The sequence below is a fragment of the Modestobacter sp. VKM Ac-2984 genome, from assembly GCF_026967985.1.
Taxonomy (GTDB): domain Bacteria; phylum Actinomycetota; class Actinomycetes; order Mycobacteriales; family Geodermatophilaceae; genus Modestobacter.
Genome location: NZ_JAPVBJ010000004.1, coordinates 269,635 through 291,072, shown reverse-complemented (window position 1 = coordinate 291,072; position 21,438 = coordinate 269,635). Strand labels below are relative to the sequence as shown.

Genomic DNA, 21,438 nt, shown 5'->3' with positions numbered 1-21,438 from the left:
GTGTCGGGCGGCGACCTCCCGCGCGCCCGTCAGCCGAGCCCGGGTGCGCGGTGGGTGAACCGGCCGCCGACCAGGGTGGCCAGCACCTGCGTCGCCCGGAGTCCGTCGGCACCGTCCCGGGCGAGGACGGTCGCGGGCGGCTCCGCCACGACCACCAGGTCGGCCACGTCCCCGACCCGGACGACGCGGCGTCCACCACTGGCCGCGGCCAGTGCGGTGTCCAGGTCCAGGTGCTGCTCGGGGTGCCAGGCCGGGCGGTCGTCCAGGGACCGGTGGACGGCGCTGGCGATGCCGTCCCAGGGGTCCAGCGGGGCCACCGGCGCGTCGGACCCCAGCACGATCTCTGCCCCGGCGTCGACCAATGACCGGTAGGGGAAGGCCCGCGCCGTCCCCTCGGCCCAGTGCTGGTCGGCGGCATCCCGGTCGTCGAGGGCGTGCCGGGGCTGGACGCTGGCGACCACACCGAGCTGGGCGAAGCGCGGCAGGTCCGCGTCGTGCACCTGCTGGGCGTGCTCGATCCGGCCGGTGCAGCCGGCGGCGGCGAACCCGTCCAGGGCGACCGCGGCGGCCCGGTCGCCGATGGCGTGCACGGCGAGGTCCAGCCCGGCCGCGGCCCCCCGGCGCAGCAGCCGCTCCAGCTCGGCCGGCGGGGTGCGCAGCACCCCGTGCGCGTCCTCCCCCGCCGCCCCCGGGTAGGGGTCGTGGCAGAAGGCGGTGCGGGTGCCGAGCGAGCCGTCGACGAACACCTTCAGCGGGCCCATCCGCACCCGGTCGGCGGCGACCGGGTCGCTCACCCCGGGCAGCGGGTCGCCGCTGCGCAGCCCGGCGGCGATCGCCTCCTCCAGCCGGTCGATCCAGACCCCGGCCCGCACGCGCAGCGCAGGACCGCCCTCCCGCAGCCCGGCCCGCCGGGCCCAGGAGCTGACCAGGTCCCCGTACTCGAGGTCGACGACGGAGGTGAGGCCACGCGCCGCCGCCACGACCATGGCGTCCAGCACCCAGCCGTCCAGGACGGCCGGGTCGACGCGGGCGGCCCGGGCCACGACGTCCATCGCCTCCTGCTCCAGCACCACCCCGGTCGGGTCGCTCAGGCCGAAGCGCCGCGTGGCGGCGGTGTTCGCCCAGGTGGTGTGCAGGTCGCCGCTGACCAGGACGACGCTGGTGTCCGGCGGCGCCACCCCGGCCAGGGCGTCGTCCAGGACGGCGGCGGTGGCCGGCTCGGCCCACAGCGCGTCCCGGAAGCCGTGGCCCAGCACCACCGCTGCCGGTGCGGGCGGCGCGGCCTGCAGCGCGGCGGCCATCAGGGCGGCGGCCTCCTTCGCCGACTGCGCCCCGGAGACGTCGACCCGCCGCTGGGTCGCGGCCCACTGCTCCAGGTGGGTGTGCGCGTCCTGCAGGCCGGGCAGCAGCACGGCGCCGGCCAGGTCCACCACCTCCAGCGGGACGGGGAGCCGGTCGAGCCCCGGGGCACCGGAGGACAGGTCGTCGGCGATCGCCCGCACCCGCCCCTCGGCGACCAGGACGTCGCGGGTCCGGCCGTCCAGCCACGCCGACCGCAACAGCAGGGCGGTCATCGGCCGGCCCCGCCGGCGCGGACCTGGGCGGCCCGCTGGGCCCGGAAGACCTCGGCCGGCCAGGCCGAGATGCCACCGAACCGCACCGCGGCGGCGGTGCCGTCGTCGGCCCAGGTGTACTCCACCGTCTCCCCGGCCGCACCGAACCCGGCGACCGCCTCCTGGCGCAGCGTGTCCGGGCCCTCCACCGTGAGCTCGAGGTGGTCCTCCGCCGGCTCGGGGGCGCCGGGGTGCAGCAGCACCAGCCGGCCGCCCAGCAGCGCGACGTCCGTGGCCCCCCAGAGGTTCACGAAGCGGCCGGCGTAGCGGGCCAGCTCCGCCGCCGGGCGCTGCGGCTCCCCGGCAGGCGCGGCCAGCGCCAGGTCGAGGAGGCCGAACAGGCCACGGGCCAGCACGTCGGCCGGCCCGTCCACGGCGTTGGTCAGCACGGTCACGACGACCTGGGCCTCCGGGTCGATCCAGGTGCGGGTGATGTGCCCCGGGAAGCCGCCGCTGTGCCCCACCAGCCGGCGTTCCCCGACCGTCCGCAGGTCCAGGCCCAGCCCGTAGTGCCGCGGCGGGGCGCCGTGCGCGCGGATCTCGGACTCCGGCCGGCGCATGAGCCGCTTGGTGTCCTCCCGCAGCAGCCGGGTGTCGCCGGTGGTCAGGGCCGTGCCGAAGACGGTGAGGTCGCGAGCGGTCGACCAGAAGCCGGTCGCGGCGGCCATCGCCCGGGTGTCCACGGCCGGGATGGTCAGCCGGGTGTCGTCCCCGTCCAGCAGGCCGGTGTGCCCGGTGGCGTGCTCGCCGGCCCGGGCCGGGTCCCACTCCGGGCCGGTGTCGGCCAGGCCCAGGGGGTCGATCACCGCACGCTGCACGTGCTCGGCGTAGGAGGTGCCGGTGACCGCCTCGATCGCCGACCCGAGCAGCGAGTAGCCGATGTTGGAGTACTTGAAGTGCTCGTTGCGCCCGAGGACCGCGCCCTCCTCGACCGCGATGCGCAGCAGCAGCTCCGCGTCCGGGAAGGGCCGGCCCAGCTGCCAGTGGTCGTTGTCCCGGCCGTCCCGGATGACCCCGCCCTGGTGACCGAGCAGTTCCCGCACGGTGACCACGGCGAGCGCCGACCCCTCGAGCGCCGGCACCCACTGCCCGATCGGGTCGTCCAGCCGCATCCGCCCGGCCTCGACCAGCTGCAGCACCGCGGTGGCGGTGAAGGTCTTGGAGTGCGAGGCGATCCGGAACAGGTGGCCGGGGGTCAGCGGCGCCCCGCTGTCGGAGTCGGCGACCCCCAGCGCGCTGTCCAGCACCAGCTCGCCACCGACCCGGACGGCGGCCTGCACGCCCGGCACCCGCAGCCGACGGCGCTGGTGCTCCAGCCACGACTCCAGGTGGCCCGCCGCGGCGGCGGCGACCTCGGCGGTGCGGTCGGGGGTGGTGCTCATCGACGCGGGCTCCTCGGGGCCGGAGGACTGTGGTGGGGGGAGCAGATCACCTTCCCCGGTGACCGGTGCAGCGGCCCCCCGCCACCGGCCGTGCACCTCACCCGGACCCGGTGTGTTGAGCTTGACCGGTGCAGCGGTGGTCGGTCGTCGTCCCGGCCAAGCGGCTCGCCGCGGCGAAGACCCGGCTGGCACCGCTGACCACCGGCACCCCGGCCGTGCACGAGGAGCTGGTGCTGGCCCTGCTGGGCGACACCGTGGCCGCGGCGCTGGCCAGCCCCGCCGTCGGCCTGGTGCTCGTGGTCACCGACGACCGGCAGGCCACGGCCGTGGTCACCGGCCTGGGCGCCCGCGCGGTCGAGGACCGGCCCGGCCGCGGCCTCAACGCCGCGGTGGAGCACGGTGCCCGCGTCGCCCGGGCCGCCGGCGCCGGCCCGCTGGCCGCGCTGCACTCCGACCTGCCCGCCCTGCGGACCGACGAGCTGTCCGGCGCGCTGGCCGAGGCGGCCGGCCGGCCACGCAGCTTCGTCTCCGACACCGCGGGCACCGGGACGACGCTGCTGGCCGTGTCCGCCGGGGAGCTCGACCCGCGCTTCGGGCCCGGGTCCGCCGCCGCCCACACCGGGAGCGGAGCGGTCTCCCTGACCGGGGCCTGGCCCGGGCTCCGTCAGGACGTCGACACCCCCGCCGACCTGGCGGCCGCCCGGCAGCTCGGGGTCGGGCCCCGGACGACGGGGTTCCTCTCCTCCACCGCCAGGTGAGGCAGGATCGACCCGTGCCCGCTGCCTCTCCACCGCTGCCCGCCGACCGCTTCCTCAATCGCGAGCTCTCGTGGCTGGACTTCAACTCCCGGGTCCTCGAGCTGGCCGAGGACGACGCGCTGCCGTTGCTCGAGCGGGTCAAGTTCCTGTCGATCTTCGCGAGCAACCTCGACGAGTTCTACATGGTCCGCATCGCGGGGATGAAGCGGCGGCAGAGCACCGGGCTGACCGTCCGCTCCCCCGACGGCCTGACCATCCGGGAGCAGCTGGCCCGGGTCACCGAGCGCACCCAGGACCTGGTGCACCGGCACGCCAGCGTCTTCGACAAGGACGTCGCCCCGCGGCTGGCCGAGCAGGGCATCCGGATCATCCACTGGTCGGACCTGGCCGAGGCCGACGCGATGCGGCTGCGGGAGTACTTCCGGGACCAGGTCTTCCCCGTGCTCACGCCCCTGGCGGTCGACCCCGCGCACCCCTTCCCCTACATCAGCGGGCTCTCGCTGAACCTCGCCGTCTCGGTGCGCGACCCGGACACCGGCGCCCCCCGCTTCGCCCGGATCAAGGTGCCCAACAACGTGCCGCGCTTCATCCCGATCGGGGCGAGCACGCACAGCACGGACGCCGAGGCGGTGTTCCTCCCGCTGGAGGACCTGATCGCGGCCCACCTCACCGCGCTGTTCCCCGGCCTGGACGTCATCGACCACCACCTGTTCCGGGTCACCCGCAACGCCGACCTGGAGGTCGAGGAGGACCGCGACGAGGACCTGCTGCAGGCCCTCGAGCGGGAGCTGGCCCGGCGCCGGTTCGGTCCGGCCGTGCGGCTGGAGGTCACCGAGACGATGGACCCGCAGATCCTCGACGTCCTGGTGCACGAGCTGGAGATCAGCCCGGCCGACGTCGTCTCGGTGCCCGGGCTGCTCGACCTCGGGTCGCTGATGGCGCTCTACGACCTGGACCGGCCCGAGCTCAAGGACGAGCCGTTCGTCCCGGCCACGCACCCCCGGCTCAGCGAGGGCGAGACCCCCAAGAGCGTGTTCGCCACGCTGCGGGAGGGGGACGTGCTGGTGCACCACCCCTACGACTCCTTCGCCACCAGCGTGCAGCGCTTCATCGAGCAGGCCGCCGCCGACCCGCACGTGCTGGCGATCAAGCAGACGCTGTACCGCACGTCGGGTGACTCCCCGATCGTCTCGGCGCTCATCGAGGCGGCGCAGGCGGGAAAGCAGGTCGTCGTCCTGGTCGAGATCAAGGCCAGGTTCGACGAGGAGGCCAACATCAGCTGGGCCCGCTCGCTGGAGCGCGCCGGCTGCCACGTCGTCTACGGGCTGGTCGGCCTGAAGACCCACTGCAAGACCGCGCTGGTCGTCCGGATGGAGCACGGCGTCATCCGCCGGTACTGCCACATCGGCACCGGCAACTACAACCCGAAGACCGCCCGGATCTACGAGGACCTCGGCATCCTCACCGCCGACCCCCGGGTGGGCGCGGACCTCACCGACCTGTTCAACACCCTCACCGGCTACTCCCGGCAGACCACCTACCGCTCGCTGATGGTCGCCCCGCACGGGATCCGCACCGGCCTGGTGGAGAAGATCCGCCGCGAGGCCCGGCACGCTGCGGAGGGCAAGCCCTCGGGCATCCGGATCAAGGTGAACTCGCTGGTCGACGAGCAGATCATCGACGCGCTGTACGAGGCGTCGCTGGCCGGAGTGCCGGTGGAGCTGGTCATCCGCGGCATCTGCGCCCTGCGCCCCGGCGTGCCCGGGCTGAGCGAGAACATCCGGGTCCGCTCGATCGTCGGCCGGTTCCTGGAGCACTCCCGGGTGGTCAACTTCGCCAACGACGGTTCACCGGAGTGGTGGCTGGGCAGCTCCGACCTGATGCACCGCAACCTGGACCGGCGGGTCGAGGTGCTGCTCCGGGTCAACGACCCGGCGGCCGCCCGCCAGCTGAAGCGCATGTTCGACGAGGCGATGGCCCCGGACGTGCGCAGCTGGCAGCTGGCCGGCGACGCGACCTGGACCCGCACCGGTGAGCGCGACAACCAGAAGGAGCTGCTGGCGCTACGGGGTGAGAACGCTGGCTGAGGACGACCGGTTGATCCCCGCCGCCGGCGGCGTGGTCTGGCGCACCGGGGACGGCGGCGCGGTCGAGACCGCGGTGGTGCACCGGCCCAAGTACGACGACTGGTCGCTGCCCAAGGGCAAGCTGGACGCCGGTGAGCACCCGCTGGTCGCCGCCGTCCGGGAGGTCGGCGAGGAGACCGGCCTGCAGGTGGCCGTCGGCCGGCGCAGCGTGCAGACCCGGTATGCGCACCGGCTGGGCCCCAAGCGGGTCGACTACTGGGTCATGGAGGCCGTCGGCGGGGCGTTCGCCCCCAACGACGAGGTCGACGAGCTGCGCTGGCTGCCGGTGGCCGAGGCCGTCGAGCTGGTCAGCCACAGCCACGACCGGGCGGTGCTCGAGGACCTCGCCCGCACCGACGCGCCCCGGTCGCCCCGGGTGCTGCTGGTGCGGCACGCCTCGGCCGGCGACCGGTCGGACTGGGAGGGCCCGGACGACCAGCGCCCGCTGGACCGGCGGGGCCGCGCGCAGGCCGCGACGCTGGCCGCCGTCCTGCCGGTCTTCGGGCCGACCCGGCTGCTGGCCGCCCCGCCGGTGCGCTGCGGGCAGACCCTCGCCCCGCTGGCCCGCGAGCTCGGGATGACCGTCGGGACGGTGCCCGAGCTGGGCGAGGAGGGGTTCGACGCCGACCCGCAGGCCGGCGTCGAGCTGGTGACCCGACTGCTGGCCGACGCCGACGCGGACGGCCCGGTGGTCATCTGCAGCCAGGGCGGCGCCATCCCCGCGGTGCTGCTCGCCCTCGGGGTGCGGTGGCACGGCACCGCTGGGGCGCTGTGGCCGCCGTCGGCCAAGGGCAGCGTGTGGGCGCTCGGCGGCCGGCCCGGTGCCCTCGTCGCCGACTACTACCGCGACTTCAGCGCCGACCCCGCGGCCCCGGCCGGCACGCTGACGCCGAGCGCCGCCGGCCGGAGCTGACCCAGGCCCCCTCTCAGGGGCCCGCCCCGAGCCTGCGAGGGGTGGGGGGAGAGGGGGTCCTTCGTCAGGCGGGGAGCGCCGGCAGCGAGCGGGGCAGCCAGGACGGGCGCTGCGCCTCGAACGTGGTGATGTCGTCGAGGTGCCGCTCGGTGAGGCCGACGTCGTCGAGCCCCTCGAGCAGCCGCCAGCGGGTGTAGTCGTCGGTCTCGAACGGCACCGTGACCGAGCCGTAGGTGACCTGCTCAGCCCGCAGGTCCACGGTCACCGGGGTGGCCGGGTCCGCCTCGATCGCGGCCCACAGCGCCTCGACGTCCGGCTCGGTCATCAGCACGGTGAGCAGCCCGGACTTGGTCGAGTTGTTCTTGAAGATGTCGGCGAACCGGGAGCTGATCACCACCCGGAAGCCGCCGTCCAGCAGGGCCCAGACCGCGTGCTCCCGGGAGGAACCGGTGCCGAAGTCCGGCCCGGCCACCAGGATCGAGGCGCCGGCGTACTGCGGCTGGTTGAGCACGAAGTCCGGCTCGTTGGTGCGCCAGGCGACGAACAGGCCGTCCTCGAACCCCGTGCGGGTGATCCGCTTGAGGTACTCGGCCGGGATGATCTGGTCGGTGTCGACGTTGCTGCGCCGCAGCGGGGCGGCGGTGCCGGTGTGCGTGGTGAAGGCGTCCATGTCGGTCAGACTCCCGCGGGGATCGAGGCGTCGGGCAGGTCGGCGGGCGCGGTGAGCCGGCCGGTGAGCGCGGTCGCCGCGGCGACGGCCGGGGAGACCAGGTGGGTGCGCCCGCCCTTGCCCTGCCGGCCCTGGAAGTTGCGGTTGCTGGTGGAGGCCGAGCGCTCACCCGGCTTCAGCTGGTCGGGGTTCATGCCCAGGCACATCGAGCAACCCGCGCCCCGCCACTCGGCGCCGGCGTCGAGGAACACCTGGTCCAGCCCCTCGGCCTCGGCCTGCAGCTTCACCTGCACCGAACCGGGGACGACCAGCATCCGGGTGCTGGCGTCGACGTGCTTGCCCTTCAGCAGGGCGGCGGCGACCCGGAGGTCCTCGATCCGGCCGTTGGTGCACGACCCCAGGAAGACGGTGTCGACGTCGATCTCGCGCAGCGGGGTGCCAGCGGTCAGGCCCATGTACGCCAGCGCCGACTCGGCGGCCAGCCGCTCGTTCTCGTCGGCGATCGTGGCCGGGTCGGGCACCGCGGCGTCGATCGGCAGCCCCTGGCCCGGGTTCGTGCCCCAGGTGACGTAGGGGGTGAGTGAGGCCGCGTCGATGTGCACCTCGTGGTCGAAGACGGCGTCGTCGTCGGTGGTGAGCGTCGACCAGTGCGCGACGGCGGCGTCCCAGTCAGCGCCCTGCGGGGCGTGCGGGCGGCCCCGCAGGAAGTCGAACGTCGTCTGGTCGGGGGCGATCAGCCCCGCGCGGGCGCCCGCCTCGATCGACATGTTGCAGATCGTCATCCGGGCCTCCATCGACAGCCCCCGGATCGCGCTGCCCCGGTACTCGATGACGTGCCCCTGGCCGCCGCCGGTGCCGATCTGGGCGATGACGGCGAGGATGACGTCCTTGGCCGAGACGCCCGGGGGCAGCTCGCCGTCGACGGTGACCGCCATCTGCTTGGCCGGCAGCTGCGGCAGCGTCTGGGTGGCCAGCACGTGCTCGACCTCGCTGGTGCCGATGCCGAAGGCCAGCGCGCCGAAGGCGCCGTGGGTGGAGGTGTGGCTGTCGCCGCAGACAATGGTCATGCCCGGCTGGGTGAGGCCCAGCTGCGGGCCGATGACGTGCACGATGCCCTGGTCGCGGTCGCCCATCGGGGCCAGCCGGATGCCGAACTCGGCGGCGTTGCGCCGCAGCGCGTCCACCTGGGCCCGGCTGATCGGGTCGGCGATCGGCGACAGGATGTCCAGCGTCGGGACGTTGTGGTCCTCGGTGGCCATGGTGAGGTCCGGCCGGCGCACGGTGCGCCCGGCGGCCCGCAGCCCGTCGAAGGCCTGCGGGCTGGTCACCTCGTGCACGAGGTGGAGGTCGATGTAGAGCAGATCGGGCTCTCCCGCCGTCCGCCGGACGACGTGCTGCTCGTACACCTTCTGCGCCAGGGTCCTGCCCACGGGGTCCTCCTCGTTGCCATCTCACATGTTGGGATGCGAGTATTGCTGCGTGGGACAGCCTAACCCCGTCGCGGTCCTGGACAAAGCCGTGGCCATCCTCCGCGCGGTCTCGGCCGAGCCGGCCAGCCTCGCGGAGCTGGTGGCCCGCACCGAGCTGCCGCGGGCGACCGCGCACCGGCTCGCCACGGCGCTGGAAGCACACCGGCTGCTGCGGCGGACCGACACCGGGACCTGGGCCCCCGGCCCGGCGCTGGCCGAGCTCGGGCGGGGCGGTGTCGACCTCGGCGACCTCGCTGGTCGACACCTGGCGGTGCTGCGCGACAGCACGGGTGAGAGCGCCCAGTTCTACGTCCGGGACGGCGGCAGCCGGGTGTGCATCGCCGTCGCCGAGCGCGCCAGCGGGCTCCGCGACACCGTGCCCCTGGGCGCACGCCTCCCCCTGACCGCCGGGTCCGCGGCGCACGTGCTCCTGGCCTTCTCCCCCGCCGAGGAGGTCACCGCCCTGCTGCCGGCGGCCAGCTTCACCGCCCGCACCCTGCTCGACGTCCGCCGCCGCGGCTGGGCGCACAGCGTCGCCGAGCGGGAGGCCGGGGTTGCCTCGCTGTCCGCCCCGGTGCGCGACAGCACCGGCGGCGTCCTGGGGGCCGTCTCGATCTCCGGGCCGGTCGAGCGGCTGGGCCGCCGCCCCAGCACCGAGGTGGTCGCCGCCGTCCTGGACGCCGCCGTGGCGATCTCCCGCGCCGCCCGCTGACTCGATTGTTCGTTGGTACGTAGTTACGTATCATCGGACGGGTGGACGACGCACGGCTGACCCGGATCGAGGAACGGCTCGCGGCGATCGAGGAACGGCTGGGCCACCCGCCGACCGACCGCCCACCCGGTCCCCCGACACCGGAGCGGTTCTGGTTGCTGCAGGCACTGGCCGCCGAGGCGGCCGAGCTGCCGGGCGGTGCGATCGCCTACGGCGGCCAGGTCCGCCTGCCCGGCGGCGAGGAGTACGCCTGGCAGCGGACGCACGACGCCGAGGAGCTGCGCACCGCGGGGCCCGACGACGAGACCCTCGCCGCCGCCCTGTCGGCGCTCGCCCACCCTGTCCGGCTCCGGCTGCTCCGGGAGGTGCTGGGCGGGCACACCACCACCGCCGCGCTGGCCGCACTCGACGGGCTGGGCACCACCGGCCAGCTGCACCACCACCTGCGCCAGCTGACCGCCACCGGCTGGCTGCGCACGGCCGGCCGGGGCAGCTACGGCGTGCCGGCGGAGCGGGTCGTCCCGCTGCTCGTCGTCCTGGCGGCGGTGGCCCCGTGACCGGCGCGACCGCCCGCCGGCTGGTGGCCCGCTCCCGCCCGCCGCTGCCCGCCCTGGGCGTGCTGCTGATCCTGGCCGACGTCGCCGGTCTCCTGCCCTGGAGTGCGCTGGCCGGCGTCGTCGTCCTGGTCGGGTCCGGCCTGCTCGACCGGGTGACGCCGCCCGCGGCCCCGGTGCGGGTCGTCGAGCCGCCGGTGTGCGGCCCCTGGCGAGCACTGAACTCCCCTGCCACGAAGGTCCCCTCGCACGGGGTCAACGGCCTCGGCCAGACCTACGCCGTCGACCTGGTGCTGGACCCGCCCGGCGGCGGCCGCCCGGAGTTCGGGTCCGGCGGGCAGTGGCGCCGGCCCGGCGAGTACGCGGCCTTCGGGCAGCCGGTGCTGAGCCCGGTCGAGGGCGTGGTGGTCCGCGTGCACCAGCGGCGACGCGACCACCGGGCCCGCAGCGGCTGGCTGTCGATCCTGTACCTGCTGGTCGTCGAGGGCTTCGTCCGACAGGTCGGCGGCACCCGTTGGCTGGCCGGCAACCACGTCGTCGTCCGCGCCGACGACGGTGCACACGCGGCCCTGGTCCACCTGCGACGGGGCTCGGCCCGGGTGCGCCCCGGCGACCGGGTGACCGCCGGGCAGCAGCTCGCCGAGTGCGGCAACTCGGGGAACAGCAGCGAACCGCACCTGCACGTCCAGCTCTGCGACTCCGCGGGGCTGGCCGGGGCCGTCGGCCTGCCGATGGCCTTCCGGGCCGGAGCCGCCGACGGGCGCGACGGCGTGCCGGCCGACGGCGAGCTGCTGTCCACCTGAGGCCAGCCTCAGGGCGGTGCCTCACCCTGGGATGACGAGAGCCCCCGACCCGGGTGGGTCGGGGGCTCCGCCAGGTGTAGCCCCGAAGGGATTCGAACCCTCGCTACCGCCGTGAGAGGGCGGCGTCCTGGGCCGCTAGACGACGGGGCCAGGTGCTGCGGCGCCGATTCTGCCAGACGGTCCGACCGCCCTCGCGAGACCCCTCCCGGTGGCGCCGCCGGGCCCAGGCCCCGGCCCGGGGAGTGCGCAGAGACGACGAGAGCCCCCGACCCGGGTGGGTCGGGGGCTCTGCCAGGTGTAGCCCCGAAGGGATTCGAACCCTCGCTACCGCCGTGAGAGGGCGGCGTCCTGGGCCGCTAGACGACGGGGCCAGGTGGTGCTGTGGTGCGGTCGTGCTGAGGAGCTGTGCTCCTCGCTGGGGTACCAGGACTCGAACCTAGACTAACGGAACCAGAAACCGTCGGGCTGCCAATTACCCCATACCCCAATGGCCGTTCAGCACCTTGCGGCGCCGGGAAGAAACAATACCCGATCCCGACGGAGCAGGCGCAGGCACCCCCTCCGTCGGCGGGTCAGCCCCCCGGCGGCCGACCCCAGCCGCCCGCCGGCGGACCCGCCGCCCACGGCGTCGGCGCTCCGCCGCCACCCCACGGCGGCGGACCTGACGAGCCACCCCACGGCGGCAGAGCCGGCGGCCCGCCCCACCGCGGCTGAGCTGGTCCGGCCGACGCCGTCAGCTGCAGCGCGGGGCTGAGCAGCTCCGGGCGCAGCCGCCGGCTGGCGACGGCCACCCAGACGACGAAGGCCACCATGCCCGTCATCCCGAGGACGGTCGTCGCCAGGCTCAGCGCGCCGCCGGGGTCGGCCGAGGCGAGCTCCTCCCCCAGCGCTCCGGCCATGATGAAGATCACCACGTTGTTGACCGAGTGCAGCGCGATGGCGGCCTCCAGCCCCCCGGTCAGCCAGACCGCTGCCGACAACACCAGGCCGATGACGAACCGGTAGAGGAACGACTCGACGTCCGGCGGCGCGTGCGCGGCAGAGAACAGCGCGGCCGTCAGCACCCCCGCGACCACCGCACCGGCCTGCGGACGGCCCACCCAGCCGGCGATCGCCTGACTCAGGTACCCGCGGAAGAAGTACTCCTCGGCCGCGCACTGCAGCGGCGTCGTCAGCAGGACGACGAGGAGCAGCCAACCGAAGGACGAGGTCGGCCCGGTGATCGACAGGTCGGTGGCCGCGATGGTGAGCAGCAGGCCGACGGCGACCGCGAGCCCGAGGGTCGCCAGGGCACGCCAGGTCCAGGGCAGCAGCATCCGCCAACGCAGCCGGCCCAGCACCGAGGACGACCAGCCGATCCGCAGCCCGTGCGGCACCAGCCAGCACACCCACACGATCGGGATGGCCACGATCAGCGAGGCGTTGGTGACCAGCAGCACCCTGATGTCGGTGAGGTCCTGCATGGCGAGGTCCGGCACCACCCCGGTCAGCACGACGACCAGCACCAGCACCACGGCGGCCACCCCGTAGAGCACGGTGAACAACAGCAGGCCCAGCACCGGACGCCACCACGCCCAGTCCCGCGTCCGCATCAGCAGGAAGTAGGGCTGGGGGGTGTCGTGCGGGGGTGCCCCGGGCGGGGCCACCGGTCGAGGCGGTCCCGACGGCGGCTGCGCGGGAGGCGGATGGGGGTGCTGCGCCGCAGGCGGGTACGGGCCGGACGCCGCAGGCGGGTACGGGCCGGACGCCGCAGGCGGGTACGGCGGCGCCCAGCCGGGACCGCCCGGCGGAGGGCCGAGGGGCACCCGGGGCGGGGCGCCGTACCGGCCGGTCGGCGGCGGGCCGGTGTACGGCGGCTCCGCCCGGGCCCAGGCGCCGTCGCCCCATCCGGTCATCCGGTCGCGATCCCGCGGCCCGCAGCCAGCCGGGCGAGGGTGCGCTCCCGGCCCAGCAGCTCCATCGACTCGTACAGCGGCGGGGAGACCGTGCGGCCGCTGACGGCCACCCGCACGGGACCGAACGCCTGCCGCGGCTTGCGTCCGAGCCCCTCGACGAGGGCCTCCTTGAGCGCCGTCTCGATCGCGGCGGTCGTCCACTCCGGGAGGGCCTGCAGCGCCGCGGTCGCGGCGTCCAGCACCTCACCGGCGCCGGCGCCCAGCTGCTTCTCCGCCGCCGCGGGGTCGATCTCGACGTCCTCGGTGAACAGGAAGCCGAGCAGCCCGACAGCGTCGGAGAGCACGATCATCCGCTCCTGGGCCAGCGGGGCGATCGCCGCGAGCGTGGCGGCCTGCTCGGCGGTGGGCGGGTCGCCGACCAGCCCGGCGCTCGCCAGGTACGGCGTCACCGCGGCGAGGAACTCCTCGACCGGCAGCGCCCGCAGGTGGGTGGCGTTGATCGCCTCGGCCTTCTTCAGGTCGAAGCGGGCGGGGTTGGCGCTGACGCTGTCCACGTCGAAGGCTGCGGCCAGCTCTGCCGGCGAGAAGATGTCCCGGTCCTCGGCGATCGACCAGCCGAGCAGGGCCAGGTAGTTGACCAGCCCGGCGGGCAGGAAGCCGCGGTCCCGGTAGACGTCGAAGTTCGACTGCGGGTCACGCTTGGACAGCTTCTTGTTGCCCTCCCCCATCACCAGGGGCAGGTGCCCGAAGCGCGGGGTGCCCGTGGCGACACCGATGTCGGTGAGCGCCCGGTACAGCGCGATCTGCCGCGGGGTCGAGGGGAGCAGGTCCTCTCCCCGCAGCACGTCGGTGATGCCCATCAGGGCGTCGTCGACCGGGTTCACCAGCGTGTACAGCGGGGTGCCGTTGCCGCGGACGAGCACGAAGTCGGGGACGGCGCCGGCGGCGAACCGGACCTCTCCGCGCACGTGGTCGGTCCAGGAGAGGTCCTCGTCCGGCATCCGGAGCCGGAGCACCGGCTCGCGGCCCTCGGCCCGGAACGCGGACTTCTGCTCGTCGGTCAGGAACCGGTCGGCGTTGTCGTAGCCGAGCTTGGGGTCCTGACCGGCAGCCCGGCGACGGGCGTCGACCTCCTCGTTGGTGGAGAACGACTCGTACGCGTGCCCGGAGGCGAGGAGCTTCGCTGCCACGTCCTGATAGAGCTCCGACCGCTCGGACTGCCGGTAGGGGCCGTGCGGACCGCCCACCTCCGGGCCCTCGTCCCAGTTCAGCCCGAGCCACCGCAGGCAGTCCAGCAGGTGCCGCTCGGACTCCAGGGTGTTGCGGGCCGGGTCGGTGTCCTCGATCCGGACGACGAACTGGCCACCGGTGTGGCGGGCGTAGGCCCAGTTGTAGAGCGCCGCCCGCATCACGCCCACGTGGACCGTGCCGGTCGGGGACGGGCAGAACCGGGTGCGGACCGGACCGGCCGGGGCGGTCATCGGACGCCGGCCGTGGAGGTCGGGTCGGCGCCGGCGACCGTGCTGGTCAGCGTGCCCAGGCCCTCGATCGTGCACTCGACGCGCTGCCCCGGCGCGATCGGGCCGACGCCGGCCGGGGTGCCGGTCAGCACCACGTCACCGGGCAGCAGGGTCATCACCTGGGAGATGTGCGAGATCAGCGTCGGCACGCCGAAGAGCAGCTGGCTGGTCCGGCCGGACTGGCGCAGCTCGCCGTCCACGCTGCAGGTGATCTCCAGGTCCGCCGGGTCCTTGCCGAGACCGGCCAGGTCGGTCTCGATCCACGGGCCGAGCGGGCAGAAGGAGTCGAAGCCCTTCGCCCGCGTCCACTGCCCGTCGTTGCGCTGCATGTCCCGCTCGGTCACGTCGTTGCCGATCGTGTAGCCGAAGACGCTGGACAGCGCCTGCTCCGGGCTGACCTGGCGGGCACCGCGCGCCCCGATGACGACGGCGAGCTCGACCTCGTGGTGCACGTTCGTGCTGCCGGCCGGGATGCGGATCGCGTCACCCGGGCCGATCACCGTGGTGGACGGCTTGAGGAAGACCAGCGGCTCCTTCGGCGCGTCCCCGGTCGCCATCTCCTGCACGTGGTCGGCGTAGTTCTTGCCGATGCCGACCACCTTGCTGGGGAGGATCGGTGAGAGCAGCCGGACGTCGGCCGCGGCGTACCGCTGACCGGTGAAGGAGATCTGACCGAACGGGTGGCCTTCGATCTGGGCGACCTGGCCGTCCCCGTCGAGGACCCCGAAGGACATGCCGGCTGGGTGGGCGAAGCGGACGATGCGCACCACCCGAGGTTAGCCGGGCCCACCGCCGGGCCCCCGGTCGCCACCGCATCCCGCCCCGGGCGGGCTGGCCGGCCGGCACGGTCCTGCCGCTCAGGGGGTGAACTCGGCCTCCGGTGCCACGTCGACGTCCAGCAGCAGCGGGGCATCGAGCTCCCGCAACCGGGGCAGCACGTCGTCCAGCACCTCCAGCAGCTCCTCGTGGCTGCTGATCCGCCGGGCCGGGCAGCCCAGCGCGGTGGCCAGGGCGGAGAGCCGGACCTCCGGGAAGCTCGGCCACGGCGCCGTGCCGGCCCCCTGCCGCTCGACCAGCTTGTCCATGATCGCGTAGCCGCCGTTGGCGAGGACGAGGAAGAGGACACCGACCCCGTAGCGGGCCGCCGTCCACAGCGACTGGACGGCGTACATCGACGAGCCGTCGCCGAGGACGGCGACCACCGGCCGGTCCGGGCGGGCCATCCGGACACCGATGGCGGCCGGCATGCCGAACCCCAGGCCGCCCATCGCCACGCCCAGGTAGCCCAGCGGCTGCCGGGACGGGACCATCTCCTCCAGCACCTGGCGGGTGGACGGCGACTCCTCCACCACCACCGTGTCCGGGTCGAGGCGCCGGGCGAGCTGGGCGTAGACGTGCGGCGCCCGCAGCGGCTCCCCCGGCGCCGGCGGCGGCACGGTGCGCGGCGTCCGCGGCGGGCCGGGCGGCAGGCCGCGGTCGGTCACCCGCTCGGCCAGGGCGGCGCAGAAGACGCCGGGGTCGGTCAGCACGGCCAGGTCGGCCGGGCTCCGGTGCACCTCGGCCGGGTCCTGGCTGACCTGCACGATCCGGGCATCGGGGTCCACGAAGGGCCCGGGCTCGTAGGGGTACTGCCGGAAGGCCGGGGCACCGACCACGAGCACGAGGTCGTGGCCGGCCAGCACCCGGCGCAGCCGCTCCCGGCCGGCGGGCAGCAGCCCCTGGTACTGCGGGTGGTCCTGCGGGAAGCCCGCCCGGGCGCCGAACGCCTCCTGGCGCACCGGCGCCGCGAGCCGTTCGGCCAGCTGCACCAGCGCAGCCCGGGTGACGACGGTGTCCGCACCGGCGCCGACCACGAGCACCGGCGACCTGGCACCGTCGAGCAGCTCGGCGACCTCGTCGACCGTCGCCTCGTCGACCCCGACCGGGCGCCGCACCACGGCCGCCGCGGCCAGCGGGCCGGGGTCGGACATCTCCTGCGCCCAGTCGTCCATCGGGACGACCACGATCGCCGGGCCCCGCCCGGTGACCGCCTCGTGGTGGGCCCGAGCGATCGACCCGGGCACGTCCTGGGCGCGCACCGGCTGGTCGACCCAGACCGGGTAGTCACCGGCCAGGCCGGCGAGCCGGCCGGCGAGGAAGGGCTCCAGCGCCAGGTGCCGCCGGTCCTGCTGACCGACCACGACCACCAGCGGCGCCCGGTTGACCCGGGCGGTGGCCAGCGCGCCGACGGCGTTGCCCAGCCCCGCCGTGGTGTGCAGGTTGACCAGGGCCGGCCGGTCGTGGGCGATGGCCCAGCCGGTGGCGATGCCGACCACCGACCCCTCGTGCAGCGCGAGCACGAACTCGATGTCGTCGGGCAGCCCGGCGAGGAAGGGCACCTCGGTCGAGCCCGGGTTGGCGAACATCGTGGTCAGGCCCAGCCGGCGCAGCACGTCGAAGGTGACGTCCCGGACGGTGCGCGCCGCAGGAGGGGTCGTGGGGTCGGGCACGGTCAGTCGGTCGCGAGCAGCGCGTCGACGTCGGCGGTCTCCTCGGTGATCCCGTACTCCGCCATCAGCTCCGCGATCGTCTCCATCGACTCCACGTCGATCTCCTCCGGGAAGGCCGGGAGGGCGATCTGCTCGGCGGTCTCCGGGGAGATGCTGGTGTAGGTGGTGATGATCCGGCGCAGCTCCTCCGGGTTGTCCTGGGCGTACTGCAGCGACTCGGCCATCGCTGCCTGGAAGTCGTCGACCAGGTCGGGGTTCTCGGCGAGCATCTGCTCGGTGGTGAAGTAGGTCGCCACGGTGAGGTCCTCGACCGGCTCGGCGAAGTTGCGCACCACGGCCCGGGCGCCCTGGCCGGTGGCGACGGTGACGAACGGCTCGACCACCCAGGCGGCGTCCACGTTGCCGTTGGCGATCGCGGCCGGCATGTCCGGGAAGGGCAGCTCGACGAACTCGACCGTCGAGGAGTCACCGCCGGCGTCCTCGACCGCCTTGCGGATCGTGACCTCACCGATGTTCTTGAAGTTGTTCACCGCCACGGTCTTGCCGGCCAGGTCGGCGGCGGTCTGCACCGGGCTGTCGGCGGGCACGACGACGGCGGAGAAGTCGGTCGCCGGGTCACCGGTGGAGGCGGTCCCGTTGGAGACGATCTGCAGCGGCAGCCCCTGGGTCTGGGCCAGCAGCAGGGACGTCACGTTGCCGAACGCGAAGTCGAAGTCCCCGGCGACCACGCCGGGCACCGCCGCGGCGCCGCCGGACCCGGGCACCAGCTCCAGCTCGATGCCCCGCTCCTCGAAGAAGCCCTGCTCCTGCCCGAGGTAGATGGGCGCGACGTCGATGATCGGGATGATGCCGACGGTCACCTGGGCCAAGCCGCCCTCGGTCTCGGTGGTCGGCTCGTCGGCGGAACCGCCGCAGGCGGTGGCGGTGGTCAGCAGCGTGAGGGCGGTGATCGGGGCGAGCAGGCGGCGCATGGGGGCTCCTTTGCCGACGTACGGAGATGGTGGGACGGAACCGGGCTCAGGAGTCGTGCTGGGCGGCGACCGTGGCGCCGTGGGCGGTGCGCGCAGGCGTCACCTCGTCGCGCTGGTGTTGGTCGCCCTTGCGGTGCTTGGCCAGCTGGATCTGCTCGTAGACGTGCCCGCGCAGCTCGGCGAACCGCGGCGAGGACCGGGTCTCCAGCTGGGTGCGCTCGTCGGGCAGGTCGATGGCGAGGTCCTCCATGATCACCGTGGGTGAGGAGGACAGCACGAGCACCCGCTGCCCCAGGTAGACCGACTCGTCGATGTCGTGGGTGACGAAGAGGATGGTCACCCCCAGCTTGTGCCACAGCGAGCGGATCAGGTCCTCGAGGTCGGCCCGGGTCTGGGCGTCGACGGCGGCGAACGGCTCGTCCATCAGCAGGACCTTGGGCTCGTAGGCCACCGCCCGGGCGATCGCCACGCGCTGCTGCATGCCGCCGGACAGCTGCCACGGGTAGGCGCTGTGCACGTCGGCCAGGCCGACGGCCTCCAGCGCGTCGCGCACCAGCTCCCGTCGGCGGGCCTTGTCCAGCTTCTTCTGCTTCAGCGGCAGCTCGACGTTGCCCTCGACGGTCATCCACGGGTACAGGCTGCGGCCGTACTCCTGGAAGACCACCGCCATCGCCTCCGGCGGCCCGTCGACGCGGGCGCCGGCGAGGGTGACCGTGCCGGCGGTGGGCTCCAGCAGCCCGGCGATGCACTTGAGCAGCGTCGTCTTGCCCGCACCCGAGGGGCCCACGATGCAGACCAGTTCGCCGTCCCCGACGGAGAAGGTCAGGTCGCGGACGGCCTCCACGGTGCGGCCCGAGCCGGTGTAGGTCTTCTGCACGCCGGCGACGTCGAGCAGCGGCTGGGTCATCAGTTCTCTCCTCGCTGAGATCGGCGCAGGCCGTGGTACCAGCGCAGGCTGCGCCGTTCGAAGAGCTGGAACAGCAGGGACAGGACGAACCCGAGCAGGCCGAGCAGCAGGATGCCGCTCCACATCTCCGGGATGGCGAAGCTGCGCTGGAACTGGATGACGCTGAACCCCAGCCCGTTGGTGGAGGCGAACATCTCGCTGATGACCATGAGGATGATCGAGATCGAGAGTGCCTGGCGCATGCCGGCGACGATCTGCGGGCTGGCCGCCGGCAGCACCAAATGGCGCAGCCGGGCCGCGCCGGTGACGCCGTAGGACCGCGAGGTGTCGGACAGGACGTCGTCGACCGCGCGCACGCCCTCGACGGTGTTCAGCAGCACCGGCCAGACCGCACCGGAGATGATCACGATGACCTTGGCGGTGTCCCCGATCCCGGCGAACAGGAACAGGATCGGGATCAGCGCCGGCGGTGGGATGGCCCGGAAGAACTCCAGCACCGGCTCGGTCACCCGCCGCAGCGTGCGGTTGGCCCCCAGCAGCACTCCCAGCCCGACCCCGACCACGACCGCCCCGGTGTAGCCGATCGCCAGCCGGGTGACGCTGGGCAGCACGTCGGCGCGCAGGCGCTCGGAGAACCAGACGTCACCGAACGTGGTGAGGATGGTCTGCAGCGGCGGCGCGTAGTAGTTCGTGCTGTCCGCCGACCACACCCACCACAGCGTGACCAGGATGACGGGCAGGGTGAGCGCGAAGCCCAGCGTCCTGCCCCAGCGCAGCACCGGGTTCACGTCAGCCCCCCACGTCCGCGCGCACCGACGAGTGCCACGCCAGGGTCCGGCGCTCCAGCGCGCGGGCGACCAGGTTGACCACCACGCCGAGCAGGCCGGTGAAGATGACCAGGCCGTACACCAGTGGGACGGCGTTGGACGACTGTGCCAGCGCGATCTCCGCACCGAGCCCGGTGCCGATGCCGACCAGGCCGGCGGTCACGGCCAGGATCAGGGCGACCGCGGCGCCCAGCCGGACGCCGGTCATCACGTAGGGCAGCGCGGTCGGCCAGATCAGGTACCGCACCCGGGCCCAGCGGCCCAGGTGGTAGGACCGCGCCGTCTCCCGGGCGACCGGGTCGACGTCCTGCACCCCGTAGACGACCTGGATCAGGATCTGCCAGAACGAGGCGTACACGACCAGCAGCAGCGTCGACTGCAGGCCCAGGCCCAGCAGCAGCACCGCCAGCGGGATCAGCGCGACCGACGGCACCGGCCGCAGGAACTCGATCGTCGAGGCGGTGAACCGGCGCAGCAGCTCGACGCTGCCGATCAGCAGCCCCAGCCCGATGCCGGCCACGAGCGCGATCCCCAGCCCGATCCCCCACGCCTGGACCGTCTCCGCGGTCGCGGCCCAGAAGCGGTCGGTGCCGGCCGCCTCCACCAGTGCCCGAACCATCTCGCTGAACGGCGGGAAGTAGTCCGCCGACACGATGCCGGTGCGGGGCAGCAGCTCGAGCAGCGCGGCGAACACGACCAGCCCGCCCAGGCCGAGGACCGCGGACGGGAGCTCGGGACGGCGCCGGCGGACCGGCTCGGCACCCGCGTGGGCGGGGCGCACCTCCGTCGTGCTCATGGCGCTGCCTGGATGAGCAGGTGCATCAGGTCCCTGTCCTCCACGGTGAGGGCGAGTGGTCGAACCTGTCCGCCGACGGGTGGCGGTCCACCCGGATCCCGCTACGGTGTGCGGCATCCGAACGTGCGTTCAGGTGACGAACGTAGGTCGTGAGGCCAGTCACGTCAACGCTCGTGCTGGAACCGTGATCGGGCGCCGAGGCAGCCGCCCAGGAGGAGTTCGATGGACGCGATGGCACCCGCCGGCGACGAGGGCGGCAGCGAGCGACCGGAGGCCTTCGTCCAGTCACTGGCGCGCGGACTCGCCGTCATCCGGGCCTTCGACGCCGAGCACACCCAGCTGACCCTCAGCGAGGTCGCCCGGGAGACCGGGCTCACCCGGGCGGCTGCCCGACGGTTCCTGCTCACCCTGGTCGAGCTGGGGTACGTCCGCTCCGCCGGCCGGCTGTTCGAGCTGCGTCCGCGGGTGCTGGAGCTCGGCTACGCCTACCTGTCCGGGCTCTCCCTGCCCGAGGTGGCCCGCCCGCACATGGAGCAGCTGGCCGCCGAGGTGCACGAGTCGTGCTCGCTGTCGGTGCTGGACGGCGACGAGATCGTCTACGTCGCCCGGGTGCCGACCAAGCGGATCATGACCGTCGCCATCAACGTCGGCACCCGGTTCCCCGCCCACGCGACGTCCATGGGCCGGGTGCTGCTGGCCACCCAGCCGGAGGCCGAGCGCGCGCGCTACCTGCAGACCGCGCAGCTGACCGCGCTGACCCGGTTCACCGTCACCGACCCCGACCGGCTCCGCCAGGCCCTGACCGAGACCCGGGACCAGGGCTGGGCACTGGTGGACCAGGAGCTCGAGGAGGGGCTGCGCTCGATCGCGGTGCCGGTACGGGACGGCGACGGCGCCGTGCTCGCGGCGATGAACATCTCCGCCTCCGCCCGACACAGCACCCCGGACGCGGTCCGCGACGACCTGTTGCCCGCGCTCCAGGCCGCCGCCCGGGAGATCGAGCTGGACCTGCGCCGCGGCCCCGGCTGACCGG

General features: G+C 74.2%; 19 protein-coding genes and 3 tRNA genes. 7 read left to right on the top strand and 15 right to left on the bottom strand.

The annotated features are described in order from the left end of the window. Nucleotides 1-29: 29 nt before the first annotated feature. Nucleotides 30-1,574, bottom strand: coding sequence for an amidohydrolase (locus tag O2W16_RS11125; RefSeq protein WP_269158889.1), 1,545 nt, complete (start codon nt 1,572-1,574; stop codon nt 30-32). Next, nucleotides 1,571-2,995, bottom strand: a complete 1,425-nt coding sequence (locus O2W16_RS11120) for a serine hydrolase domain-containing protein (protein ID WP_269158888.1) — start codon at nt 2,993-2,995, stop codon at nt 1,571-1,573. Before O2W16_RS11120 ends, O2W16_RS11125 begins: the two co-directional genes overlap by 4 nt. A gap of 128 nt (nt 2,996-3,123) precedes the next feature. Between O2W16_RS11120 and cofC the strand changes: the two genes are divergently transcribed. From cofC to O2W16_RS11105, 3 genes are read left to right on the top strand one after another with little or no spacing between them, the layout of a single operon-like run. Further along, nucleotides 3,124-3,753 carry a 2-phospho-L-lactate guanylyltransferase gene (cofC, locus tag O2W16_RS11115; RefSeq protein ID WP_269158887.1) on the top strand — a complete coding sequence of 210 codons (630 nt, stop codon included), beginning with the start codon at nt 3,124-3,126 and terminating at the stop codon, nt 3,751-3,753. A gap of 14 nt (nt 3,754-3,767) precedes the next feature. Continuing rightward, entirely contained in the window at nt 3,768-5,840 is a 2,073-nt protein-coding gene (locus O2W16_RS11110) for an RNA degradosome polyphosphate kinase (protein ID WP_269158886.1), read from the top strand. 10 nt (nt 5,841-5,850) lie between these two features. Beyond that, nucleotides 5,851-6,792, top strand: coding sequence for an NUDIX hydrolase (locus tag O2W16_RS11105; RefSeq protein ID WP_269158885.1), 942 nt, complete (start codon nt 5,851-5,853; stop codon nt 6,790-6,792). Nucleotides 6,793-6,856: 64 nt separating this feature from the next. Here the strand turns inward: O2W16_RS11105 and leuD are convergent, their stop codons facing one another. Beyond that, nucleotides 6,857-7,462 (bottom strand): 3-isopropylmalate dehydratase small subunit, encoded by a 606-nt coding sequence (gene leuD, locus O2W16_RS11100; RefSeq protein ID WP_269158884.1) that lies wholly within the window; start codon nt 7,460-7,462, stop codon nt 6,857-6,859. Nucleotides 7,463-7,467: 5 nt separating this feature from the next. Then, nucleotides 7,468-8,892: a 3-isopropylmalate dehydratase large subunit gene (leuC, locus tag O2W16_RS11095; protein WP_269158883.1), complete on the bottom strand. Its 1,425-nt coding sequence runs from the start codon at nt 8,890-8,892 to the stop codon at nt 7,468-7,470. Nucleotides 8,893-8,980: 88 nt separating this feature from the next. On the opposite strand from leuC, the gene O2W16_RS11090 reads away from it, so the two are divergent. Genes O2W16_RS11090 through O2W16_RS11080 form a run of 3 tightly spaced genes read left to right on the top strand, consistent with a single transcriptional unit; the run spans nt 8,981 to nt 11,000 of the window. Further along, entirely contained in the window at nt 8,981-9,643 is a 663-nt protein-coding gene (locus tag O2W16_RS11090; RefSeq protein ID WP_269158882.1) for an IclR family transcriptional regulator, read from the top strand. Nucleotides 9,644-9,684: 41 nt separating this feature from the next. Then, nucleotides 9,685-10,200, top strand: a complete 516-nt coding sequence (locus O2W16_RS11085; RefSeq protein ID WP_269158881.1) for a helix-turn-helix domain-containing protein — start codon at nt 9,685-9,687, stop codon at nt 10,198-10,200. After that, nucleotides 10,197-11,000 (top strand): M23 family metallopeptidase, encoded by an 804-nt coding sequence (locus O2W16_RS11080; protein WP_269158880.1) that lies wholly within the window; start codon nt 10,197-10,199, stop codon nt 10,998-11,000. The genes O2W16_RS11085 and O2W16_RS11080 overlap by 4 nt, the downstream gene beginning before the upstream one ends. 77 nt (nt 11,001-11,077) lie before the next feature. On the opposite strand, the gene O2W16_RS11075 is transcribed toward O2W16_RS11080, so the two are convergent. From O2W16_RS11075 to O2W16_RS11025, 11 genes are all read right to left on the bottom strand, one after another. Beyond that, nucleotides 11,078-11,150, bottom strand: a tRNA-Glu gene (locus O2W16_RS11075). Nucleotides 11,151-11,298: 148 nt separating this feature from the next. Next, nucleotides 11,299-11,371: transfer RNA gene (locus O2W16_RS11070), tRNA-Glu, on the bottom strand. A gap of 44 nt (nt 11,372-11,415) precedes the next feature. Then, nucleotides 11,416-11,487: transfer RNA gene (locus tag O2W16_RS11065), tRNA-Gln, on the bottom strand. Between the two features lie 85 nt (nt 11,488-11,572). Further along, nucleotides 11,573-12,646 carry a CPBP family intramembrane glutamic endopeptidase gene (locus tag O2W16_RS11060; RefSeq protein ID WP_269158879.1) on the bottom strand — a complete coding sequence of 358 codons (1,074 nt, stop codon included), beginning with the start codon at nt 12,644-12,646 and terminating at the stop codon, nt 11,573-11,575. A gap of 245 nt (nt 12,647-12,891) precedes the next feature. Then, nucleotides 12,892-14,376 (bottom strand): glutamate--tRNA ligase, encoded by a 1,485-nt coding sequence (gene gltX / locus O2W16_RS11055; protein ID WP_269158878.1) that lies wholly within the window; start codon nt 14,374-14,376, stop codon nt 12,892-12,894. Further along, nucleotides 14,373-15,182 (bottom strand): fumarylacetoacetate hydrolase family protein, encoded by an 810-nt coding sequence (locus tag O2W16_RS11050; protein ID WP_269158877.1) that lies wholly within the window; start codon nt 15,180-15,182, stop codon nt 14,373-14,375. The genes gltX and O2W16_RS11050 overlap by 4 nt, the downstream gene beginning before the upstream one ends. A gap of 90 nt (nt 15,183-15,272) precedes the next feature. Beyond that, entirely contained in the window at nt 15,273-16,904 is a 1,632-nt protein-coding gene (mdlC, locus tag O2W16_RS11045) for a benzoylformate decarboxylase (protein ID WP_269158876.1), read from the bottom strand. Nucleotides 16,905-16,906: 2 nt separating this feature from the next. Next, a complete protein-coding gene (locus O2W16_RS11040; RefSeq protein WP_269158875.1) occupies nt 16,907-17,875 on the bottom strand; it encodes an ABC transporter substrate-binding protein in 969 nt (322 codons plus the stop codon). Nucleotides 17,876-17,921: 46 nt separating this feature from the next. After that, nucleotides 17,922-18,782 (bottom strand): ABC transporter ATP-binding protein, encoded by an 861-nt coding sequence (locus tag O2W16_RS11035; RefSeq protein ID WP_269158874.1) that lies wholly within the window; start codon nt 18,780-18,782, stop codon nt 17,922-17,924. Beyond that, nucleotides 18,782-19,570: an ABC transporter permease gene (locus O2W16_RS11030; RefSeq protein WP_269158873.1), complete on the bottom strand. Its 789-nt coding sequence runs from the start codon at nt 19,568-19,570 to the stop codon at nt 18,782-18,784. The genes O2W16_RS11035 and O2W16_RS11030 overlap by 1 nt, the downstream gene beginning before the upstream one ends. A gap of 1 nt (nt 19,571) precedes the next feature. Next, on the bottom strand, nt 19,572-20,405 hold the full coding sequence (locus O2W16_RS11025) for an ABC transporter permease (RefSeq protein ID WP_269158872.1): 834 nt from the start codon (nt 20,403-20,405) through the stop codon (nt 19,572-19,574). Between the two features lie 222 nt (nt 20,406-20,627). Between O2W16_RS11025 and O2W16_RS11020 the strand changes: the two genes are divergently transcribed. Then, the gene (locus O2W16_RS11020; protein WP_269158871.1) at nt 20,628-21,434 is read left to right on the top strand and encodes an IclR family transcriptional regulator domain-containing protein; all 807 of its coding nucleotides are present in this window, start codon (nt 20,628-20,630) and stop codon (nt 21,432-21,434) included. Nucleotides 21,435-21,438: the final 4 nt, after the last annotated feature.